Source organism: Williamsia herbipolensis, assembly GCF_000964005.1.
In the GTDB taxonomy this organism is placed as follows: domain Bacteria; phylum Actinomycetota; class Actinomycetes; order Mycobacteriales; family Mycobacteriaceae; genus Williamsia_A; species Williamsia_A herbipolensis.
On the sequence record NZ_JXYP01000012.1, the window covers coordinates 69,095 to 85,376 of the forward strand.

Sequence of the window (16,282 nt, forward strand, 5' to 3'; positions counted from 1 at the left end):
ATGGCAAGAGAACCCGATCCGGATTCGCGCCCGATCTCGGTCGCGGAGATCCTCGCCCGGCGGGCCGAGGCGGATGCGCAGGACGCCGCGAACACGGCCGACTCGGGCGGCGGACGTCGCCGTCGTGGTGGGGCCGGCTCGTTCTCCGTGTCGGAACTGACCGGTGAGCAACCGCGCATCGCCGGCGGCTCGGCGCACTCCGGCAGCTTCGCCGCCATCGACCGTTCGACCGCGTTCGGGGACGTGACCAGCGGTGACGCTGTACCCGACGACGCCACCCTCGCCGCGGAGTCCTCGTTCGTCCCGAACCCGGGCGAGGCGCACATCGCGCCGTCGGAGACCCCGCGATACGAACCGCGGTCGCGCCGGTTCCCCCGGTCGGAGGCGCCGCGCCCGGCTGCCGACCCCGATCCGTTCCCCCGCTCCGAGCCCCCGGTGGGTCGGCCACCGGTCGCCGACACCGCGCGCTGGGCCGCTCCCGACACCGCGCGCCCCGACACCGGGCGGCCGGTGCACCCGCCGACCCGCGACATCAGCGCCGGCGCGGTCCGGGACCGACTCGGCGCCGATCAGCCCGCGGGGGAGGAGGCGACCGGGATCATCCCGCGTTACGCCGACGGCCCGCTGGTGGCGTGGCCGACGCTGCCCGCCGACGAGGACCTCGACGACCTGTCGCCCGAGGAACGCGAGCGGGCGTTCGAGCGCTACCGCAACTTCGAGGACATCCCCGCCGAGGAGGTCGAGCCGCCGGCGAAGAGCGGTGGTCTGCGCGGCGTGCTGCGTCGCCTGAGCGGTGACCGCGCCCCCGCCCCGATCACCGAGGCGACACCGACCGACGAGGTGGCGACCGATCCGGTCGCCGATGCGCCTCGCGATCACCCGTACCGCTTCGCGCCCGAGCCCGAACGCGACGACGTCGATCTCGACGAACTGCCTCCCGCGGATCTGCCGTACGACCACATCGAGCCCAGCGCCGTTGTCGAGAACCGCGTGGACGACGACCCCGACACCGAGGTGGTCGATCTCGATCGGACGCAGCTCGGCGGGTACGACACCGCCTCGAGGTCGGCCGCGCCCACCTCGGCATTCGGCGCGACGTCCCTCGAACCGATCGCCGACACCGCCGACACCGTCGACGACACGGCATCGACCCCGACCCGGGCCTCGCGCCGCGCCGCCGCGACCGAGGAGGCGTCCCCGACGCGGCAGTGGGTCGTGCTCGGCCTGCAGGTTCTCGCCGGCCTGGTGATCGGGGTCGGACTGTTCCTGGGCTTCACCGAACTCTGGCGCTGGAACGTCTACTTCGCGCTGGTCCTCAGCGTTGTCGTCATCTTCGGACTCGTCACGTTCGTGCACGTGGTCCGCCGCAGCCAGGACCTGATCAGCACCCTGCTCGCGCTCGCCGTCGGTCTCGTCGTCACCATCGGACCCCTCGCCCTGCTCGCCTCGGGCAACTGATGGCCGATCGGGGGCCGGTCGAGGTCGACATCCCCATCGGACTGTCGACCGCGTCGGTCTATCCGCAGAACACCGAGGCCGCGTTCCAGTACGCCAGCGAGCTGGGGTTCGACGGCGTCGAGTTGATGGTGTGGGGCGAACAGGTCAGCCAGGACATCGACCACGTCCACTATCTGTCCGACCGCTACGCCATGCCGGTGCTGTCGGTGCACGCGCCGTGTCTGCTCATCTCGCAGAGGGTCTGGGGTCGCGACCCCATAGCCAAACTCGCGCGGTCGGTGACCGCCGCGCAGGAGCTCGGCGCCGCGACCGTCGTGGTGCACCCGCCGTTCCGGTGGCAGCGTCGTTACGTGAAGCAGTTCTCGACGCTCGTCGCCGAACTCGAGGCCGACAGCGGTGTCGCGGTCGCGGTGGAGAACATGTTCCCGATGCGCGCCGACCGCGTCTTCGGCAAGTACGAGGAGGCCGCGGAGCGGATGCAGCGCCGCGGCGGCCCCGGCATCAACGTCTCGGCCTTCGGCACCTCGATCGACCCCACCGACGACGGGTTCGCGCACTACACGCTCGACCTGTCGCACACCGCGACCGCCGGCGTCGACGCCCTCGCGCTGTTCGAACGCATGGGGTCGAACCTCAACCACCTGCACCTCACCGACGGTGTCGGGGCCGCGGTCGACGAACACCTCGTGCCCGGCGACGGCAACCAGCCATGCGTCGAGGTGTGCCGTCGGCTCGCCGAGAGCGACTTCGCCGGGGCAGTGGTGCTCGAGGTGACCACGGGCTCGGCGCGCACCAAACCCGAACGCAGTGAGATCCTCGCCCGGTCGCTCGCGTTCGCGCGCGAGCATCTGGCCCGAACCTGACCTGAAGGAGACCGCCGGTGAAACGGCTCGCCGACCTACGCCCCAGTGACAGCGCGGAGGCCACCGCCGACCGACGCACCTACCTCATCACCATCGATCCGGTGTTCACCATCGGCAGCAAGGTGCACGGCGGTGCGCTGCAGGCCATCTCCTCGTACGCCGCGCTGCGCGCCTTCGCCGACACCGCGCCCGATGGGACGGAGATCCCCGCCGACCTGGCCCCGATCGCGGTCGCGAGCAACTTCCTCGGTGCCCCCGACCCCGCCGAGGTCGAGGTCGTGGTGTGGGTGCGCAAACGGGGGCGTCGGATCTCGCTCGTCGAGGTCGAGATCGTGCAGGGTGGTCGCACCCGGGTGTCGTCGTCGATCACCCTCGGCCGTCCCGACACCGCGGAGCCGCACTACGTCGCGCCGCAGGCGATCACCGAGATGCCGGTCGAACCGCCCGCCGACGTCGAGTGGACCAAGGACTCGGCGATGTCCGACATCGTGCATCTCACCGGCGCCATCGACATGGCCTACGACCCCGCGACCACCCCCATGGTCCGTGGCGAGACCGGTGCGCCGCTGATGCGGATCTGGGCCCGACCGAGCGACTCGGATCCCGACGGCCCGTTCGCCGTGCTCTGCGGCGACCTGTCGGCGCCGGTGGTGATGAACCTCGGCCTCATCGGCTGGGCCCCGACGCTGCAGCTCACCGCCTACCTGCGTCGCGCACCTGCACCGGGCTGGCTGCGGATCGAGTCGTCGACCAGCGAGGTCGGTGCCGGCTGGTTCGAGGAGGACCATAGGGTGATCGACTCCACCGGTGCGCTCGTCGCCCAGTCGCGGCAGCTCGCGTTGATCCCGGAGGGCGCGCCGTGATCAGCTGGGGTCCGACTTCGTTCAGAGAGGGATGCGTGTGACTCAGCGGGTGGCGATCATCGGCGGCGGCAAGATCGGGGAGGCGCTGCTCGCCGGACTGATCCGTTCGGGCCGACCTACCCGTGACCTGGTGGTCGCGGAGAAATCCGAGGAGCGACGGGCCGAACTGGTCGAGGAGTACGGCGTCCGCGTCACCGACCTCGCCGACGCCGTCGAGGGTGCGGCGATCGTGGTGCTCGCCATCAAGCCCGCCGATGTCGACGCCGTCCTGGCCAAGGTCGCCGCGGTGGAGGACAACGCCGAGGTGGAGCGACTCACCGTCACCCTCGTCGCCGGGCTGCCCACCCGTCGCTACGAGGACACCCTGCCCGCCGGTGCGCCGGTCGTGCGGGTCATGCCCAACACCCCGATGCTCGTCAACGAGGCGATGTCGGCGGTCGCGCCCGGTCGATACGCGACCGAGGACCACGTCGCGACGGTGGTGGGGTTGCTCGAGTCGGTGGGGCGGGTCGTCGTCGTGGCCGAGAAGCAGATGGACGCGGTCACCGCGCTGTCCGGATCGGGTCCGGCGTACGCGTTCCTCATGGCCGAGGCGATGATCGACGCCGGTGTCGGGCTGGGGCTCACCCGGGCCGTCGCCACCGAGCTCGCCGGTCAGACCATCCGCGGAGCCGGGGTGCTGCTGACCGAGTCGAAGGTGTCGCCGGTGGACCTGCGCGCGGCGGTCACCTCGCCGGCCGGGACCACGGCCGAGGCGATCCGGCAGCTCGAGGCCAACGGCTTCCGGCACGCGTTCTACGAGGCCATGCGGGCCAACGTCGCGGCGAGTGTGTCGATGGCGGCGGCCGACACGCGGCCCGTTTCGGGCGGTTCCGGACCCTCGACATCGGACATCTCCGACCGCGACTGACCCCGCCGGCGCGTGCGTCTGCACACGCCACGCCGACGTTTGACCGCGACACGCCGTATGTCGGTTCGCTAACTGGTCAATCTCAGAATGGTTACCCACTCACGTCGCATCTTTCCCACGCGCCACGCTAAGCTCCCTGGAGCACGTGCGTGTCTGGTGTCCGCGGGAGGGGAAGCCCGCGGCCGCGACGCGTGCACCGGAGGTATGAGAATTTCATGGCGCCTGCAAGTAATGCCGGCGACCGGAACGGCCCCAGTGGGTCACCGGTCACACCGGCCTCGAGCGGCTCGAGCACTCCCGCCTCTGGCGGCCAACTGAATGCTGTCGGCTCGGGAACCCAGTTCCTGACCGTGGCCGAGGTGGCCGCGTTGATGCGTGTCTCCAAGATGACCGTGTACCGGCTCGTCCACAGCGGCGAACTGCCCGCGGTGCGTGTCGGGCGCTCGTTCCGGGTGCACGCCAAGGCGGTTCACGACTACCTCGAGACGTCGTACTTCGACGTCGGCTGACACCGACGTCTTCGGGTGCCTGCGACCTGCGTGTCGTCCGGCACCCGCCGAGTCCACGATCGCCGTCGTCGCAGGCCCGCCGATTTCATCTCCGGGCCGGCGTTCGGTAACGTGGACCATTGTTGTGCTCGACGGCCCACCGGCCCCGCGGTTCTGCGGAACGAGTGCAGTCCGCAGACCGCAAGGACCATTAGGTCAGATCGTGAGGGTGCCCAGATGGGTTCAGTCATCAAGAAGCGCCGCAAGCGCATGTCGAAGAAGAAGCACCGCAAGCTGCTGCGTCGCACGCGAGTGCAGCGCAGGAAACTCGGTAAGTGATCGACTGAGTTCTCCCATGACGAAACCCGCCGCTGGTCGGCGGGTTTTCTCATATCTGCGCCCGACGCCCGCGATGGCTAGGGTGACCCCATGAGCGACGCCAACGCACGGTCGGATGCACCGAAGGTGGTGCTGGTGACGGGTGCGTCGACCTTCCTCGGCGGTTATCTCACCACCCGCCTCGCGCAGAACCCCTCGATCGAACGGGTCCTGGCCGTCGATGCGCGTGTCCCCAGCAAGGACATGATCCGCAGGATGGGGCGTGCCGAGTTCGTGCGTGCCGACATCCGGCGCCCCACCATCGCGAAGGTCATCGAGAACGCGCGCGTCGACACCGTCGTGCACGCGGCGACGTCGGTGATGGACACCGTGGCGCACTCGCCCGCGATCAAGGAACTCAACGTCATCGGCGCGATGCAGGTGTGCGCCGCGTGCCAGCGGGCACCGTCGGTGCGGCGACTGGTGCTGCGGTCGACCGGGATGGTCTACGGCTCGAGCGCCGCCGATCCCGCGCACTTCGCCGAGGACAACCGGGCTCGCGTCGAACCGACCACCGGATACGGACGCGACCTGCTCGACGTCGAGTCGTACGCCCGCGGGCTGGCGCGCCGACGTCAGGACATCGACGTCACCATCCTTCGGCCGACGGCCATGCTCGGCCCGAAGATCTCGACCCGCATGAGCATCTACTTCTCCTCGCCGATCATCCCGGTCGTCATCGGCTACCAGCCGCGACTGCAGTTCCTGCACGAGGAGGACGCGCTGGCCGCGCTCGAGCACGCGACGCTGCTCGGCCGACCCGGCACGTTCAACCTCGCCGCCGACGGTGTCGTGACACTGACCCAGGCGATCCGTCGTGCCGGTCGTGTCGAACTGCCGGTGCCGGCGAACCTGTTGGGTTCGGTGGCGGGGGTGTTCCGCGGGATGCGCGTGGCGACGCTGCACGGCGACCAGGCGTCGTACCTCACCTACGGGCGCGTCCTCGACACCGCCCGCATGCGCGCCGAGTTGGGCTTCGCGCCGAGGTACTCGAGCCTCGAGACACTCGACGACTTCATCGCGAGGCGCCCCCTGGAGCCGGTGGTGTCGGCGGGGGCGTGGCACCGCCTCGAACAGCGGATCGCGGAGACCGCGCGCTCGCTGGTCTGAACCGGCACCGACTTGCCCCACCTTCTACACTGGGCAGGCGGTGGCACGACCGGGGGCTGGAAACGTTGTCGGGGAGAGCGCGGCGAGATTTGCGGAAGGGTGTCGGCACAGTGGTCAAGAACAATGGCGCATCCGATGCACGGACCGCCAAGGTGATCCAGCTGTACGCGACCCCACCCGACGCGCCCAGTCGCGAGCAGGTCCGTCGTCGTCATCCGTCGCAGCAGAAGCCGGCAACACCTTCGGCCCCAACGTCTTCCGACATCGTCGCCCCGACCGATGCCGACGCCACGACCGCCGAGATCACCCCGATCAACGCCGATGTCGTCGCGCGTCTCGACGCCGCGGGGCTGCCCGTCGGACGTACCGGCAGCCCACTGTTCAGCCTGACCGGACTGCGGTCCGCGGTCGCCGATTCGGTGGTCTCCGGAGCGGGCTATCTCCGCGAGCGGTTGACCGGTGACTACGAGGTCGACGACTTCGGCTTCGACCCCCACTTCACCGAGGGCGTGTTCCTGCCCGCGATGCGGGTGCTGTTCGACAAGTGGTTCCGTGTCGAGGTCACCGGCATCGAGAACATCCCCGACGAGGGCGGCGCGCTGCTCGTCGCGAACCACGCAGGCACCATTCCCATCGACGCGTTGATGACCTCGGTCGCCGTCCACGATCACCACCCCCGCGCGCGGTTCCTTCGGATGCTCGCCGCCGACCTCGCCTTCGAATCACCGTTCGTCGGGCAACTCGCCCGCCGGACCGGGTCGACCCTCGCCTGCACCGCCGACGCGGAACGACTCCTGCGTGGCGGTGAACTGACCGCGGTGTGGCCCGAGGGGTTCAAGGGTGTCGGCAAGCTCTACAAGGACCGCTACAAGCTGCAGCGGTTCGGTCGCGGCGGCTTCGTCACCACCGCTCTGCGCGCGGCCGTGCCGATCATCCCGGTCTCGATCGTGGGGTCGGAGGAGATCTACCCGATGCTCAGCGATCTGAAGCCGCTTGCCCGGGTGCTCGGATTGCCCTACATCCCGATCACGCCCACGTTCCCGCTGCTCGGCCCGCTCGGCCTGGTACCGCTGCCGTCGAAGTGGCACATCCACTTCGGCAAGCCCATCGAGACCAGCCAGTACGACGAACAGGCCGCCGAGGACCCCATGGTCGTCTTCGACCTCACCGACCACGTCCGCGAAGAGATCCAACAAACCCTCTTCCGCATGCTCTCCCGTCGCGGTTCGGTCTACTTCGGCTGATCTCACGCTTCACGCGACCGTTCCCGCCTCAGGCGACCGTCGCAATGGTCGCCGGTGGCCGAGTCGGTCGCGGGAATGTGGTCATACGCGTTCCAACCGACCGAGCCACGGACGGATGAGTCCCACGACCTCGCGTCGGACGAGCTGAGCCCACACCCACCGGACCACCATCCGGTCGCTCCACCGCAACAGATCCTCTCGGGCTTTCTCGTCGGCGATGACGTCCTCGATCTTTTGTCCCGGGGTGAGCAGCCGGCCGTATTTGATCTGCCCGTCGAACTCCCCGACGAGGCGGTCGTCCCAGTCGAAGTCGGTGATGATGCGCCGTCCCGACAGGCGACGTTCACGCTGGAGCACGGGGATGGGGAGTCCGGCGGTGATCATCTGGGCGCGACTCCACGACTCGCCCACCGATGCCGAGGACCCGTCGGCGACGGCGAGGGCTCGTCGAGCGACGCCGATCCCGCGACGGCGGCGACCATCCAGCTCGGCGGCGAGGTCGACGGCGTCCACTCCGCCGCGGAGTGCGGAGTCGAAGACGACCAGCGCCTGATCGAAGTCGCCGTGACACGCGACGTCGACCGCCGTCCGCGCCGCGGATGTGACGAGGAGTCCGTCGTGACCGACGACATCGACGTCGTCGAGCGGACCCGCGTGCATGTGACGGGTGCGCGAGATCCGGCCGCCGGCCGAGGAACCCGACGTCGTGTGCACCCGTTCGAATGCCGGTCGCAGCATGGCGAACCCGTGCAGGACCGCCGCGGAATGGTGGCTGACGACGGTGTCGGGCTGCGTCGATGCCACGACACGCAAGCGGTGTCGGTGCTCGGGCGACGAGGGCGTCGTGAGGAGATAGGTCCCCGCGCGCAGGCGCGTCAGGCGGCCCTCGCGGACTGCGGCCGCGAGGTGTTTGTCAGCGAGGCCGACGCGGAGGACGGAGTCGCGGTGTACGAGACCCATCTCGTCGACGGGAAATGTGGTCATGGAGCTTGGACGCGGCCGACAACCGATCGGATCCCGCCACATCTCCCGCGACCAGCTGCACCTCGCGCGACCGTTGCGACGGTCGCGCGAGGACGAAACGGTCGCGAGAAGCGGTCAGTCGCGGAGGCGACGGGCCGCGGCGACGGCGCCGCCGCCGGCGGCACCCAAGAGCACCGCGGTGGGCAGACCGATCTTGGCGGCCTTGCGGGCGGTGCGGTAGTCGCGGATCTCCCAGCCGCGGACGCGGGCGACGTCGCGGAGGTCGGCGTCGGGGTTGATCGCGACGGCGGTTCCGCACAGCGACAGCATCGGGACGTCGTTGTGGGAGTCGGAGTAGGCGGTGCAGCGCTTGAGGTTGAGGCCTTCACGCACCGCGAGTTGTCGCACGGCATGGGCCTTGCCGAGTCCGTGGAGGATGTCGCCGACGAGGCGTCCGGTGAACTTCCCGTCGACGCTCTCGGCGACGGTGCCCAGGGCTCCGGTGAGGCCGAGGCGGTCGGCGATGGTCTGTGCGAGTTCGAGTGGGGTGGCGGTCACCAGCCACACCTGTTGTCCGGCGTCGAGGTGCATCTGCGCGAGGGTGCGCGTGCCCGGCCAGATCTTGTCGGCGATGGTCTCGTCGAAGATCTCCTCGCCGAGCCTGCGCAGTTCGTCCGTCGAGCGACCGGCGATGAAGGCCAGGGCCTTCTCCCGACCCGAGGCGACGTCGTCGGCGTTCTCGCGGCCGCTGATACGGAACTTGGCCTGCGCCCAGGCGAATTCGGCCATGTCGCGGTAGGAGAAGTAGTCGCGAGCGGCGAGCCCGCGCGCGAAGTGCACGATCGACGCGCCCTGCACGAGCGTGTTGTCGACGTCGAAGAACGCGGCGGCGGTCAGGTCGGGCGGGACGTCGGTGGGTGCGCCGGGCTCGTCGTCGTCGTGCACGGGTCCGGCGAGCCGGCCGCGACGTTCGAGGGTGGCGTAGGCGGCCTGCGCGCTCGCCTCACCGGCGAGGGAGTGTCGCAGTTCGGCGGCGGACTGCCGGAAGCGGCCGACCCGCCCCGACTGTGCCGAGCGATTGGCTCGCGAGGAGATCCAGTTGCTGACGGTGCCCCCGGGTTCGCGATCCTCGGCACCGACAGGACCTGTGCTGGTCACGGCGTCGACGGACTGTTCGGCGGGCACCGGCGGGATGGCATCGGGCTCGTGCGCACCATCGCCGGTGGGGCCGGTGTGCATCGACCCCTCGGGGTCGGTGTCGCCGGGCGTATCGGTCACCAGATCGCCTCCTGCTCCTCGGACTCCAAGCCTAGCCGCACCCGCTCGTCACACCCCGCCCACCGCACCCGGCCCACAGCATCCGATTGGTCCGGCGCGTTCGGGTGCACAATCGGTGTCCATGGTGATCACCCTGCTGACCCGCGCGGGTTGCCCGGCGTGTGCCCGCGCGCTCGAGGAGTTGCAGCCGGTCTCTGTCGAGTACGACACAGCGTTGGAGATCGTCGACGTCGACGCCGCGGCCGCCCACGATCCGGCATTGCGCGCGGAGTTCGGTGATCGTCTGCCCGTGGTGCTGCTCGACGAGCGCGAGCACAGTTACGGCGAGGTGGACATGCCCCGACTGCGGGCCGACCTCGATGCCGCGAGGTGAGTCGGCCCTTCTTTGTGAACGCGTTCACAAGCGGTATACCCTCGACGCGTGCCTCATGCCGACGACGACGTGACATCGTCGATCCCCGCTGCCTCCGTGGCGCGGCTGGCTGCCTATCTGCACGTGCTGCGGTCGTTCAGTGAGCACGGTGTCGTGGTGGCGTCGAGCGGGCAACTGGCCACCGCGGCGGGCGTGAACCCCGCGATCCTGCGCAAGGACCTCTCCCATGTGGGCGCGAACGGGGTGCGCGGGGTCGGCTACGACGTCGGTCGCCTGACCGCCCGCATCGCTCTGGCGTTGCGCACGTCCGACACCCACAACGTCGCGCTGGCCGGCGCCGGCCACCTGGGGCGGGCCCTTCTCGCACACACAGGATTCGGACGCGGGTTCCGCGTGGTTGCGATGTTCGACACTGATCCCGACCTCGTGGGCACCACATTCGGTACCGGGGGCGTTGAGATGACTGTGGCACCGATGACCGAACTCTCCGCCGAATGCGCAGCGAAGAACGTCGACATCGCCGTGGTGGCGACGTCCGACGCGATCGCGCAGCAGACCTGCGACACCTTCGTGCTGGCGGGCGTGCGGCAGATCCTCAACTTCACGACCGTGGCGCTGCACACGCCGCCGTCGGTGCACGTCCGACCCGTCGACCTGGCTCTCGAGCTCCAGGTCCTCGCGTTCAACGCCTCGCGGCGCGACTCGACGAGTGCATCGACCGAGAACGCCGTGAGCGGAGCCACCCAGAAAGCAGTGTCAGTGTGAGCATCTTCCTGTTCGGAGTGTCCCACCGCAGCGCGCCGGTCTCGGTGCTCGAACGCCTCGCGGTGTCCGACGGTGACCGACCCAAGTTGGTCGACCAACTCCTCGACACCCCGCAGATCTCCGAGGTCATGATGGTCTCGACCTGCAACCGGGTGGAGATCTACGCCGTCGTCGACGCGTTCCACCCCGCGCTCGAGGCGGTGGGTGCGGTGATCGGCGAGCACTCCGGCATGACCGTGAACGAGATGACGCAGCACGCCTACGTCCGGTACTCCGAGGCCGCCGTCGAGCATCTGTTCACCGTGGCCGCCGGACTCGACTCGATGGTCGTCGGCGAGCAGCAGATCCTCGGCCAGATCCGATCGGCCTACGCCAGCGCCGACGAACACTCCTCGGCCGGACGTGTCCTGCACGAACTGGCGCAGCAGGCGTTGCGCGTCGGCAAGCGCGTGCACACCGAGACGGGCATCGACCGCGCCGGCGCGTCGGTGGTGTCGGTCGCCCTCGACCGCGCCCGCGCGCTCCTCGGCACCCGCGAGACCCCCGGCGCCATCGGGTCGGCCGTCGTGCTCGGCGCCGGTGCGATGGGTGCGCTCGCCGCGGCCCATCTCGCCCGCGATGGGGTCCTCGACCTGTCGATCGTCAACCGCACCGCCGAGAAGGCCGACCACCTCGCGGCCAACGTCGCGAAGAACCACGGTGTGCGGGCGACGTCGGTGCCGATGGCCGACCTGGCCGCCGCGGTCGCCGAGGCCGACGTCCTGGTGAGCTGTACCGGCACGGTCGGTTCGTTGGTCAGCGTCGGTGAGGTGCACTCGGCCCTGGCGCAGCGCACCCGCACCACGCCTCTGGTTATCTGCGACCTCGGACTGCCGCGCAACGTCGATCCCGCCGCGGCGAAGCTGCCGCACGTCCATATCGTCGACATCGAGGGCCTGCGCGCCGACGGGGCGACCCAGGCTGCGGCCGCCGACGCCTCCGCCGCGCGCGCCATCGTCGCCGGCGAGCTCGCCGAGTACCTCACCCTGCAGCGTCAGGCCGAGGTCACCCCGACCGTCACCGCCCTGCGCCAGCGCGCCGCGGAGATGGTGGAGGCCGAGATCATGCGCCTCGAGACCCGGCTGCCCGGACTCGACGACCCCCAGCGTGACGAGGTCGCCAAGGCCGTCCGTCGCGTCGTCGACAAGCTCCTGCACGCGCCGACGGTGCGCGTGAAGCAGCTCGCCTCGACCCCCAACGGCGACCACTACGCCGAGGCGCTGCGCGAGCTGTTCGAACTGACTCCCGGTGCGGCCGAATCCGTCTCGGCTCCCGAGACCGGCCTGCCGGTCACGGGGAGCGACCGTTGACCATCCGGATAGGAACGCGTGGTTCGCTGTTGGCGACGACGCAGTCGGGGGTCATCCGTGACCAGTTGATCGCGGCGGGCCACGACGCGGAGCTGGTCGTCATCACCACGGCAGGCGACATGTCGGCCGAGCCGGTGGAGAAGATCGGCGTCGGCGTGTTCACCACCGCCATCCGCAACGCGCTGCACGCCCGCGACATCGACGTCGCCGTGCACTCCTACAAGGACCTGCCGACCGCGGTCGACCCGGTGCTCACGATCGCCGCCGTCCCGCCGCGTGAGGATTCGCGTGATGCGCTGGTCGCGTCGGGTGGTCGGGTGCTGGGCGAGCTGCCACCGGGATCGACCGTGGGGACCTCGGCGCCGCGCAGGATCGCGCAGCTTAACGCACTGGGTCTCGGTTTGGAAATCCGCCCCCTACGAGGCAACCTAGATTCTCGGTTGGGCAAAGTCGCCAGCGGCGAACTCGACGCAGTGGTGGTGGCCCGTGCCGGGCTGGTTCGTATCGGTCGTGCCGATGAGGTCACCGAGGCGTTCGACCCGGTCGTGTTGCTTCCGGCACCTGCACAAGGTGCCCTCGCTGTGGAGTGCCGCTCCGATGATGCCGAACTGGTGAGCATTCTCGCCGAGTTGGACGACGCCCCCACACGGGCGGCGGTCGATGCCGAGCGAGCCGTGTTGGCAGCCCTGGAAGCCGGCTGCACGGCCCCGGTCGGAGCGATCGCCGAGGTGGTGGAGTCGCTCGACGACGACGGGCGCATCTTCACCGAGCTGTCGCTGCGCGCTGCGGTCGCTGCGGAGGACGGATCCGATGTGATCCGGTCGTCGCTGGTGGGACCGGTCGAACGCGCTGCCGATCTCGGGCGGGAACTCGCCGTAGAACTGCTGGATCGCGGGGCCGCGGAGGTCATGCGTTCTCAGTAGCCACCGAACGCAACGGACCCCCGCACGGGTCAGGAGAGCGCACGAATGAGCCGTACGAAGAAGGCCAGTCCGGGTCGGATCCTGTTTGTCGGATCGGGCCCCGGAGATCCGGCACTGCTGACGCTTCGCGCCCGAGACGCCATCGCCTCGGCGAGCACCGTGTTCGTCGACGCCGACGTCCCCGCGGGTGTCACCGCTCTCATCGGGGCCGACATCCCGGTCGAGGAGCCCGTCGTCCGCCGGCCCGAACCCTCGTCGGCCGACGCGACCGCCGACGGTGACGACGCCCCCGTCGACACCCCGTCCGCCGCGGACGATCAGGACCCCGCCGGCGCACGCATCCGACCGGCCCTGGGCGATCCGGGTGAGGTCGCCAAGACCCTGCTCGCCGCCGCGAAGGCCGGTGACGACGTGGTCCGGCTGGTCTCCGGCGATCCGCTGACCACCGATTCCGTTCTCGCCGAGGTCACCGCCGTCGCCCGCACCTCGGTCGGCTTCGAGGTCATCCCCGGTCTCCCGGCCGCCGCCGCGGTGCCGAGCTACGCGGGTATGCCGCTGGGCTCGTCGCACACCGAGGCCGACGTCCGCGGCGAGGTCGACTGGGCCGCGCTCGCGGCCGCCCCCGGCCCGCTGGTGCTCCACGCCACCGCAGGTCACCTGGCCGAGACGGCCAGCGCCCTCACCGAGCACGGTGTGGCGGCGCAGACGCCGGTCGCGGTCACCGTCAACGGCACCACCTGCCAGCAGCGCACCATCGAGGCGACGCTGGCGACGCTCAACGACAAGGGTGCGGGTCTGCAGGGACCGCTCATCGTCACCATCGGCAAGGTCGTCGCCCAGCGCGGCAAGCTCAGCTGGTGGGAGTCGCGCGCGCTGTACGGCTGGACCGTTCTGGTGCCGCGCACCAAGGATCAGGCCGGCGACATGAGCGATCGGCTCGTCGTCCACGGCGCGATCCCCATGGAGGTGCCGACCATCGCCGTCGAGCCGCCGCGCAGTCCCGCGCAGATGGAACGTGCCGTCAAGGGTCTCGTCGACGGCCGCTACCAGTGGGTGGTGTTCACCTCCACCAACGCGGTGCGCGCGGTGTGGGAGAAGTTCGCCGAATTCGGTTTGGACGCACGCGCGTTCAGCGGCGTCAAGATCGCCTGCGTCGGCGAGGCCACCGCCGAGAAGGTGCGTACCTTCGGCATCAACCCCGAACTCATCCCGAGCGGCGAGCAGTCGTCGCTGGGTCTGCTCGACGACTTCCCGCCCTACGACGACGTGTTCGACCCGGTGAACCGGATCCTGTTGCCGCGCGCGGACATCGCGACCGAGACGCTCTCGGAGGGTCTGCGTGACCGTGGCTGGGAGATCGACGACGTCACCGCCTACCGCACCGTGCGGGCGGCTCCGCCGCCGGCGACCACCCGCGAGATGATCAAGACCGGCGGGTTCGACGCGGTCTGCTTCACCTCGAGCTCCACCGTCCGCAACCTCGTCGGCATCGCGGGCAAGCCGCATGCGCGCACCATCGTCGCGTGCATCGGACCCAAGACCGCCGAGACGGCAACGGAATTCGGCCTGCGGGTCGATGTCCAGCCCGAGTCGGCGTCGGTGCCCGATCTCGTCGACGCCCTCGCCGAGCACGCCTCGCGTCTGCGCGCCGAGGGTGCTCTGCCCCCGCCGCGCAAGAAGGCCCGGCGCTCCCGGTCCTGATCTCATGACCTCGCATCCCTACATCCGGCCGCGCCGGCTGCGCACCACTCCGGCCATGCGTCGGTTGGTGGCCCAGACGTCGTTGGAGCCACGGCATCTCGTGCTCCCGATGTTCGTGGCCGACGGCCTCGACGAGCCGCAGCCGATCTCGTCGATGCCCGGCGTCGTGCAGCACACGCTCGATTCGTTGCGCGCAGCCGCGGCCGAGGCGGTGTCCGCCGGTGTCGGAGGGCTCATGGTGTTCGGTGTGCCGCGCGCCGAGGACAAGGACGCCACCGGTTCCGGGGCCGATGATCCCGAGGGGATCCTCAACCGCGGATTGCGGGCGTTGCGAGACGAATTCGGTGACTCCACCGTGCTGATGGCCGACACCTGTCTCGACGAGTTCACCGATCACGGGCACTGCGGCGTACTCGATCATTCCGGTCGCGTCGACAACGACGCCTCGCTCGACCGGTACGTGTCGATGGCGCTCGCGCAGGCGAACGCGGGCGCGCACCTGCTCGGTCCGAGCGGGATGATGGACGGCCAGGTCGGGGTGATCCGCGACGCGCTCGACGACGCCGGCCACACCGACACCGGCATCCTCGCCTACACCGCGAAGTACGCTTCGGCGTTCTACGGACCGTTCCGCGAGGCGGTCGGCTCCACGCTCCAGGGCGACCGTCGCACCTATCAGCAGGATCCGGCGAACCGCGACGAGGCGATGCGGGAGCTCGAACTCGATCTCGCCGAGGGCGCCGACATCGTGATGGTGAAGCCGGCGATGAGCTACCTCGACATCGTGCGTGACGTGGCGAACGCGACCGACGCACCGATCGCGGCCTACCAGATCTCGGGTGAGTACTCGATGATCACCGCCGCGGCCGAGCGCGGGTGGATCGACCGCGACGCCGCGATCATGGAGTCGGTGACCTCGATCCGGAGGGCCGGCGCGTCGATCGTCCTCACCTACTGGGCCACCGAGGTCGCGCAGCGATTGGCCTGACCCCATTTCGGCCACCTGAGCTGGGCGGACACCGTCGGATGTGGGTGGGGCACTACTCTGTGTGCCATGTCGTACCCGTCGAATCCGCGGCCGCCTCAGCCGGGGCCGCCCCACCAGGGCACCCATCCGGAGTCCGGTCCGCAGAACACGAAGCCGACCCTGGCCACGCCGATGGCGATCGGGACCGAGCTGTGGCTGGTGGTGATCGTGATGCAGGCCGTCGCCTACGGCGGTCAGTACTCCGCCGCGGCCGATTCGGTGCGCAGGGCCGCGCGCGAGGCGTCGACCGAGCAGTCCGATCTCATGGCGTCGACCGGTCTCATCGTCGGGGTGTTCGTGGGTGTCGGTGTGGTCGTGACGGCGGTGTCGTTGCTGCTGGTGTGGCTGGCGCGGTCGGGGCACAACTGGGCGCGCCTGGTGCTGTCGTTCCTCAGCGGTTTCCTCGTGGTGCAGGCGGTGTTCTCGCTCTTCGGTGACGGTGGTCCCGCGTGGACGACCATCCCGTCGGTCATCAGCGGGGTCGCCGCTCTCGGCGCGGGATACCTGCTGCTGCAGAAGGACTCGGAGAAGTACTGCCGTGAGATGGCGGTGCACCGCCGCGGAGGCGCGACCCCCACGCCCGGATACC

The 16,282-nt window shown here is 70.0% G+C and carries 16 protein-coding genes and 1 pseudogene; 15 read left to right on the plus strand and 2 right to left on the minus strand.

The annotated features are described in order from the left end of the window. From TU34_RS05725 to TU34_RS05755, 8 genes are all read left to right on the plus strand, one after another. Complete coding sequence (locus TU34_RS05725; RefSeq protein ID WP_045821894.1) at nt 1-1,458, plus strand: hypothetical protein; 1,458 nt, start codon at nt 1-3, stop codon at nt 1,456-1,458. Beyond that, nucleotides 1,458-2,321, plus strand: a complete 864-nt coding sequence (locus TU34_RS05730; protein WP_045821895.1) for a sugar phosphate isomerase/epimerase family protein — start codon at nt 1,458-1,460, stop codon at nt 2,319-2,321. Before TU34_RS05725 ends, TU34_RS05730 begins: the two co-directional genes overlap by 1 nt. Nucleotides 2,322-2,338: 17 nt before the next feature. Further along, on the plus strand, nt 2,339-3,184 hold the full coding sequence (locus TU34_RS05735; RefSeq protein WP_045821896.1) for a thioesterase family protein: 846 nt from the start codon (nt 2,339-2,341) through the stop codon (nt 3,182-3,184). Nucleotides 3,185-3,221: 37 nt separating this feature from the next. Further along, nucleotides 3,222-4,094 (plus strand): pyrroline-5-carboxylate reductase, encoded by an 873-nt coding sequence (gene proC, locus TU34_RS05740; protein WP_045821930.1) that lies wholly within the window; start codon nt 3,222-3,224, stop codon nt 4,092-4,094. A 215-nt stretch (nt 4,095-4,309) separates the two neighbouring features. Beyond that, nucleotides 4,310-4,603, plus strand: coding sequence for a helix-turn-helix domain-containing protein (locus TU34_RS05745; RefSeq protein WP_082502166.1), 294 nt, complete (start codon nt 4,310-4,312; stop codon nt 4,601-4,603). Nucleotides 4,604-4,819: 216 nt separating this feature from the next. Then, a complete protein-coding gene (locus TU34_RS22905; protein WP_003402602.1) occupies nt 4,820-4,921 on the plus strand; it encodes a 30S ribosomal protein bS22 in 102 nt (33 codons plus the stop codon). A gap of 90 nt (nt 4,922-5,011) precedes the next feature. Beyond that, a complete protein-coding gene (locus TU34_RS05750) occupies nt 5,012-6,070 on the plus strand; it encodes an NAD-dependent epimerase/dehydratase family protein (RefSeq protein ID WP_045821897.1) in 1,059 nt (352 codons plus the stop codon). A gap of 110 nt (nt 6,071-6,180) precedes the next feature. After that, nucleotides 6,181-7,314: a lysophospholipid acyltransferase family protein gene (locus TU34_RS05755; protein ID WP_045821898.1), complete on the plus strand. Its 1,134-nt coding sequence runs from the start codon at nt 6,181-6,183 to the stop codon at nt 7,312-7,314. A gap of 81 nt (nt 7,315-7,395) precedes the next feature. Here TU34_RS05755 and TU34_RS05760 read toward each other — a convergent pair whose 3' ends face one another. Beyond that, nucleotides 7,396-8,298 carry a type IV toxin-antitoxin system AbiEi family antitoxin domain-containing protein gene (locus tag TU34_RS05760; RefSeq protein ID WP_045821899.1) on the minus strand — a complete coding sequence of 301 codons (903 nt, stop codon included), beginning with the start codon at nt 8,296-8,298 and terminating at the stop codon, nt 7,396-7,398. 114 nt (nt 8,299-8,412) lie between these two features. Next, nucleotides 8,413-9,516: an HAD family hydrolase gene (locus tag TU34_RS05765; protein ID WP_082079911.1), complete on the minus strand. Its 1,104-nt coding sequence runs from the start codon at nt 9,514-9,516 to the stop codon at nt 8,413-8,415. A gap of 160 nt (nt 9,517-9,676) precedes the next feature. Between TU34_RS05765 and TU34_RS05770 the strand changes: the two genes are divergently transcribed. The 7 genes and pseudogenes from TU34_RS05770 to TU34_RS05800 form a co-directional block, all read left to right on the plus strand. After that, nucleotides 9,677-9,928, plus strand: coding sequence for a glutaredoxin family protein (locus TU34_RS05770; protein WP_045821900.1), 252 nt, complete (start codon nt 9,677-9,679; stop codon nt 9,926-9,928). 48 nt (nt 9,929-9,976) lie between these two features. Then, the gene (locus TU34_RS05775; RefSeq protein WP_045821901.1) at nt 9,977-10,693 is read left to right on the plus strand and encodes a redox-sensing transcriptional repressor Rex; all 717 of its coding nucleotides are present in this window, start codon (nt 9,977-9,979) and stop codon (nt 10,691-10,693) included. Then, nucleotides 10,690-12,042, plus strand: coding sequence for a glutamyl-tRNA reductase (locus TU34_RS05780; RefSeq protein ID WP_045821902.1), 1,353 nt, complete (start codon nt 10,690-10,692; stop codon nt 12,040-12,042). Before TU34_RS05775 ends, TU34_RS05780 begins: the two co-directional genes overlap by 4 nt. Then, the gene (gene hemC / locus TU34_RS05785) at nt 12,039-12,965 is read left to right on the plus strand and encodes a hydroxymethylbilane synthase (protein ID WP_045821903.1); all 927 of its coding nucleotides are present in this window, start codon (nt 12,039-12,041) and stop codon (nt 12,963-12,965) included. The genes TU34_RS05780 and hemC overlap by 4 nt, the downstream gene beginning before the upstream one ends. A gap of 45 nt (nt 12,966-13,010) precedes the next feature. Further along, complete coding sequence (locus TU34_RS05790; RefSeq protein WP_045821904.1) at nt 13,011-14,666, plus strand: bifunctional uroporphyrinogen-III C-methyltransferase/uroporphyrinogen-III synthase; 1,656 nt, start codon at nt 13,011-13,013, stop codon at nt 14,664-14,666. A gap of 4 nt (nt 14,667-14,670) precedes the next feature. Beyond that, entirely contained in the window at nt 14,671-15,654 is a 984-nt protein-coding gene (gene hemB, locus TU34_RS05795; RefSeq protein ID WP_045821905.1) for a porphobilinogen synthase, read from the plus strand. 66 nt (nt 15,655-15,720) lie between these two features. Continuing rightward, a pseudogene (locus TU34_RS05800) lies at nt 15,721-16,282 on the plus strand (hypothetical protein); the annotation flags it as partial.

Excerpts from the sequence above, each read along its gene's own strand:
- TU34_RS22905 (WP_003402602.1), top strand. The coding sequence starts at position 4,820 with ATGGGTTCAGTCATCAAGAAGCGCCGCAAGCGCATGTCGAAGAAGAAG.
- TU34_RS05730 (WP_045821895.1), top strand. The coding sequence starts at position 1,458 with ATGGCCGATCGGGGGCCGGTCGAGGTCGACATCCCCATCGGACTGTCG.
- TU34_RS05745 (WP_082502166.1), top strand. The coding sequence starts at position 4,310 with ATGGCGCCTGCAAGTAATGCCGGCGACCGGAACGGCCCCAGTGGGTCA.
- TU34_RS05765 (WP_082079911.1), bottom strand. The coding sequence starts at position 9,516 with ATGCACACCGGCCCCACCGGCGATGGTGCGCACGAGCCCGATGCCATC.
- TU34_RS05770 (WP_045821900.1), top strand. The coding sequence starts at position 9,677 with ATGGTGATCACCCTGCTGACCCGCGCGGGTTGCCCGGCGTGTGCCCGC.
- TU34_RS05750 (WP_045821897.1), top strand. The coding sequence starts at position 5,012 with ATGAGCGACGCCAACGCACGGTCGGATGCACCGAAGGTGGTGCTGGTG.
- TU34_RS05790 (WP_045821904.1), top strand. The coding sequence starts at position 13,011 with ATGAGCCGTACGAAGAAGGCCAGTCCGGGTCGGATCCTGTTTGTCGGA.
- TU34_RS05760 (WP_045821899.1), bottom strand. The coding sequence starts at position 8,298 with ATGACCACATTTCCCGTCGACGAGATGGGTCTCGTACACCGCGACTCC.
- hemB (WP_045821905.1), top strand. The coding sequence starts at position 14,671 with ATGACCTCGCATCCCTACATCCGGCCGCGCCGGCTGCGCACCACTCCG.
- TU34_RS05725 (WP_045821894.1), top strand. The coding sequence starts at position 1 with ATGGCAAGAGAACCCGATCCGGATTCGCGCCCGATCTCGGTCGCGGAG.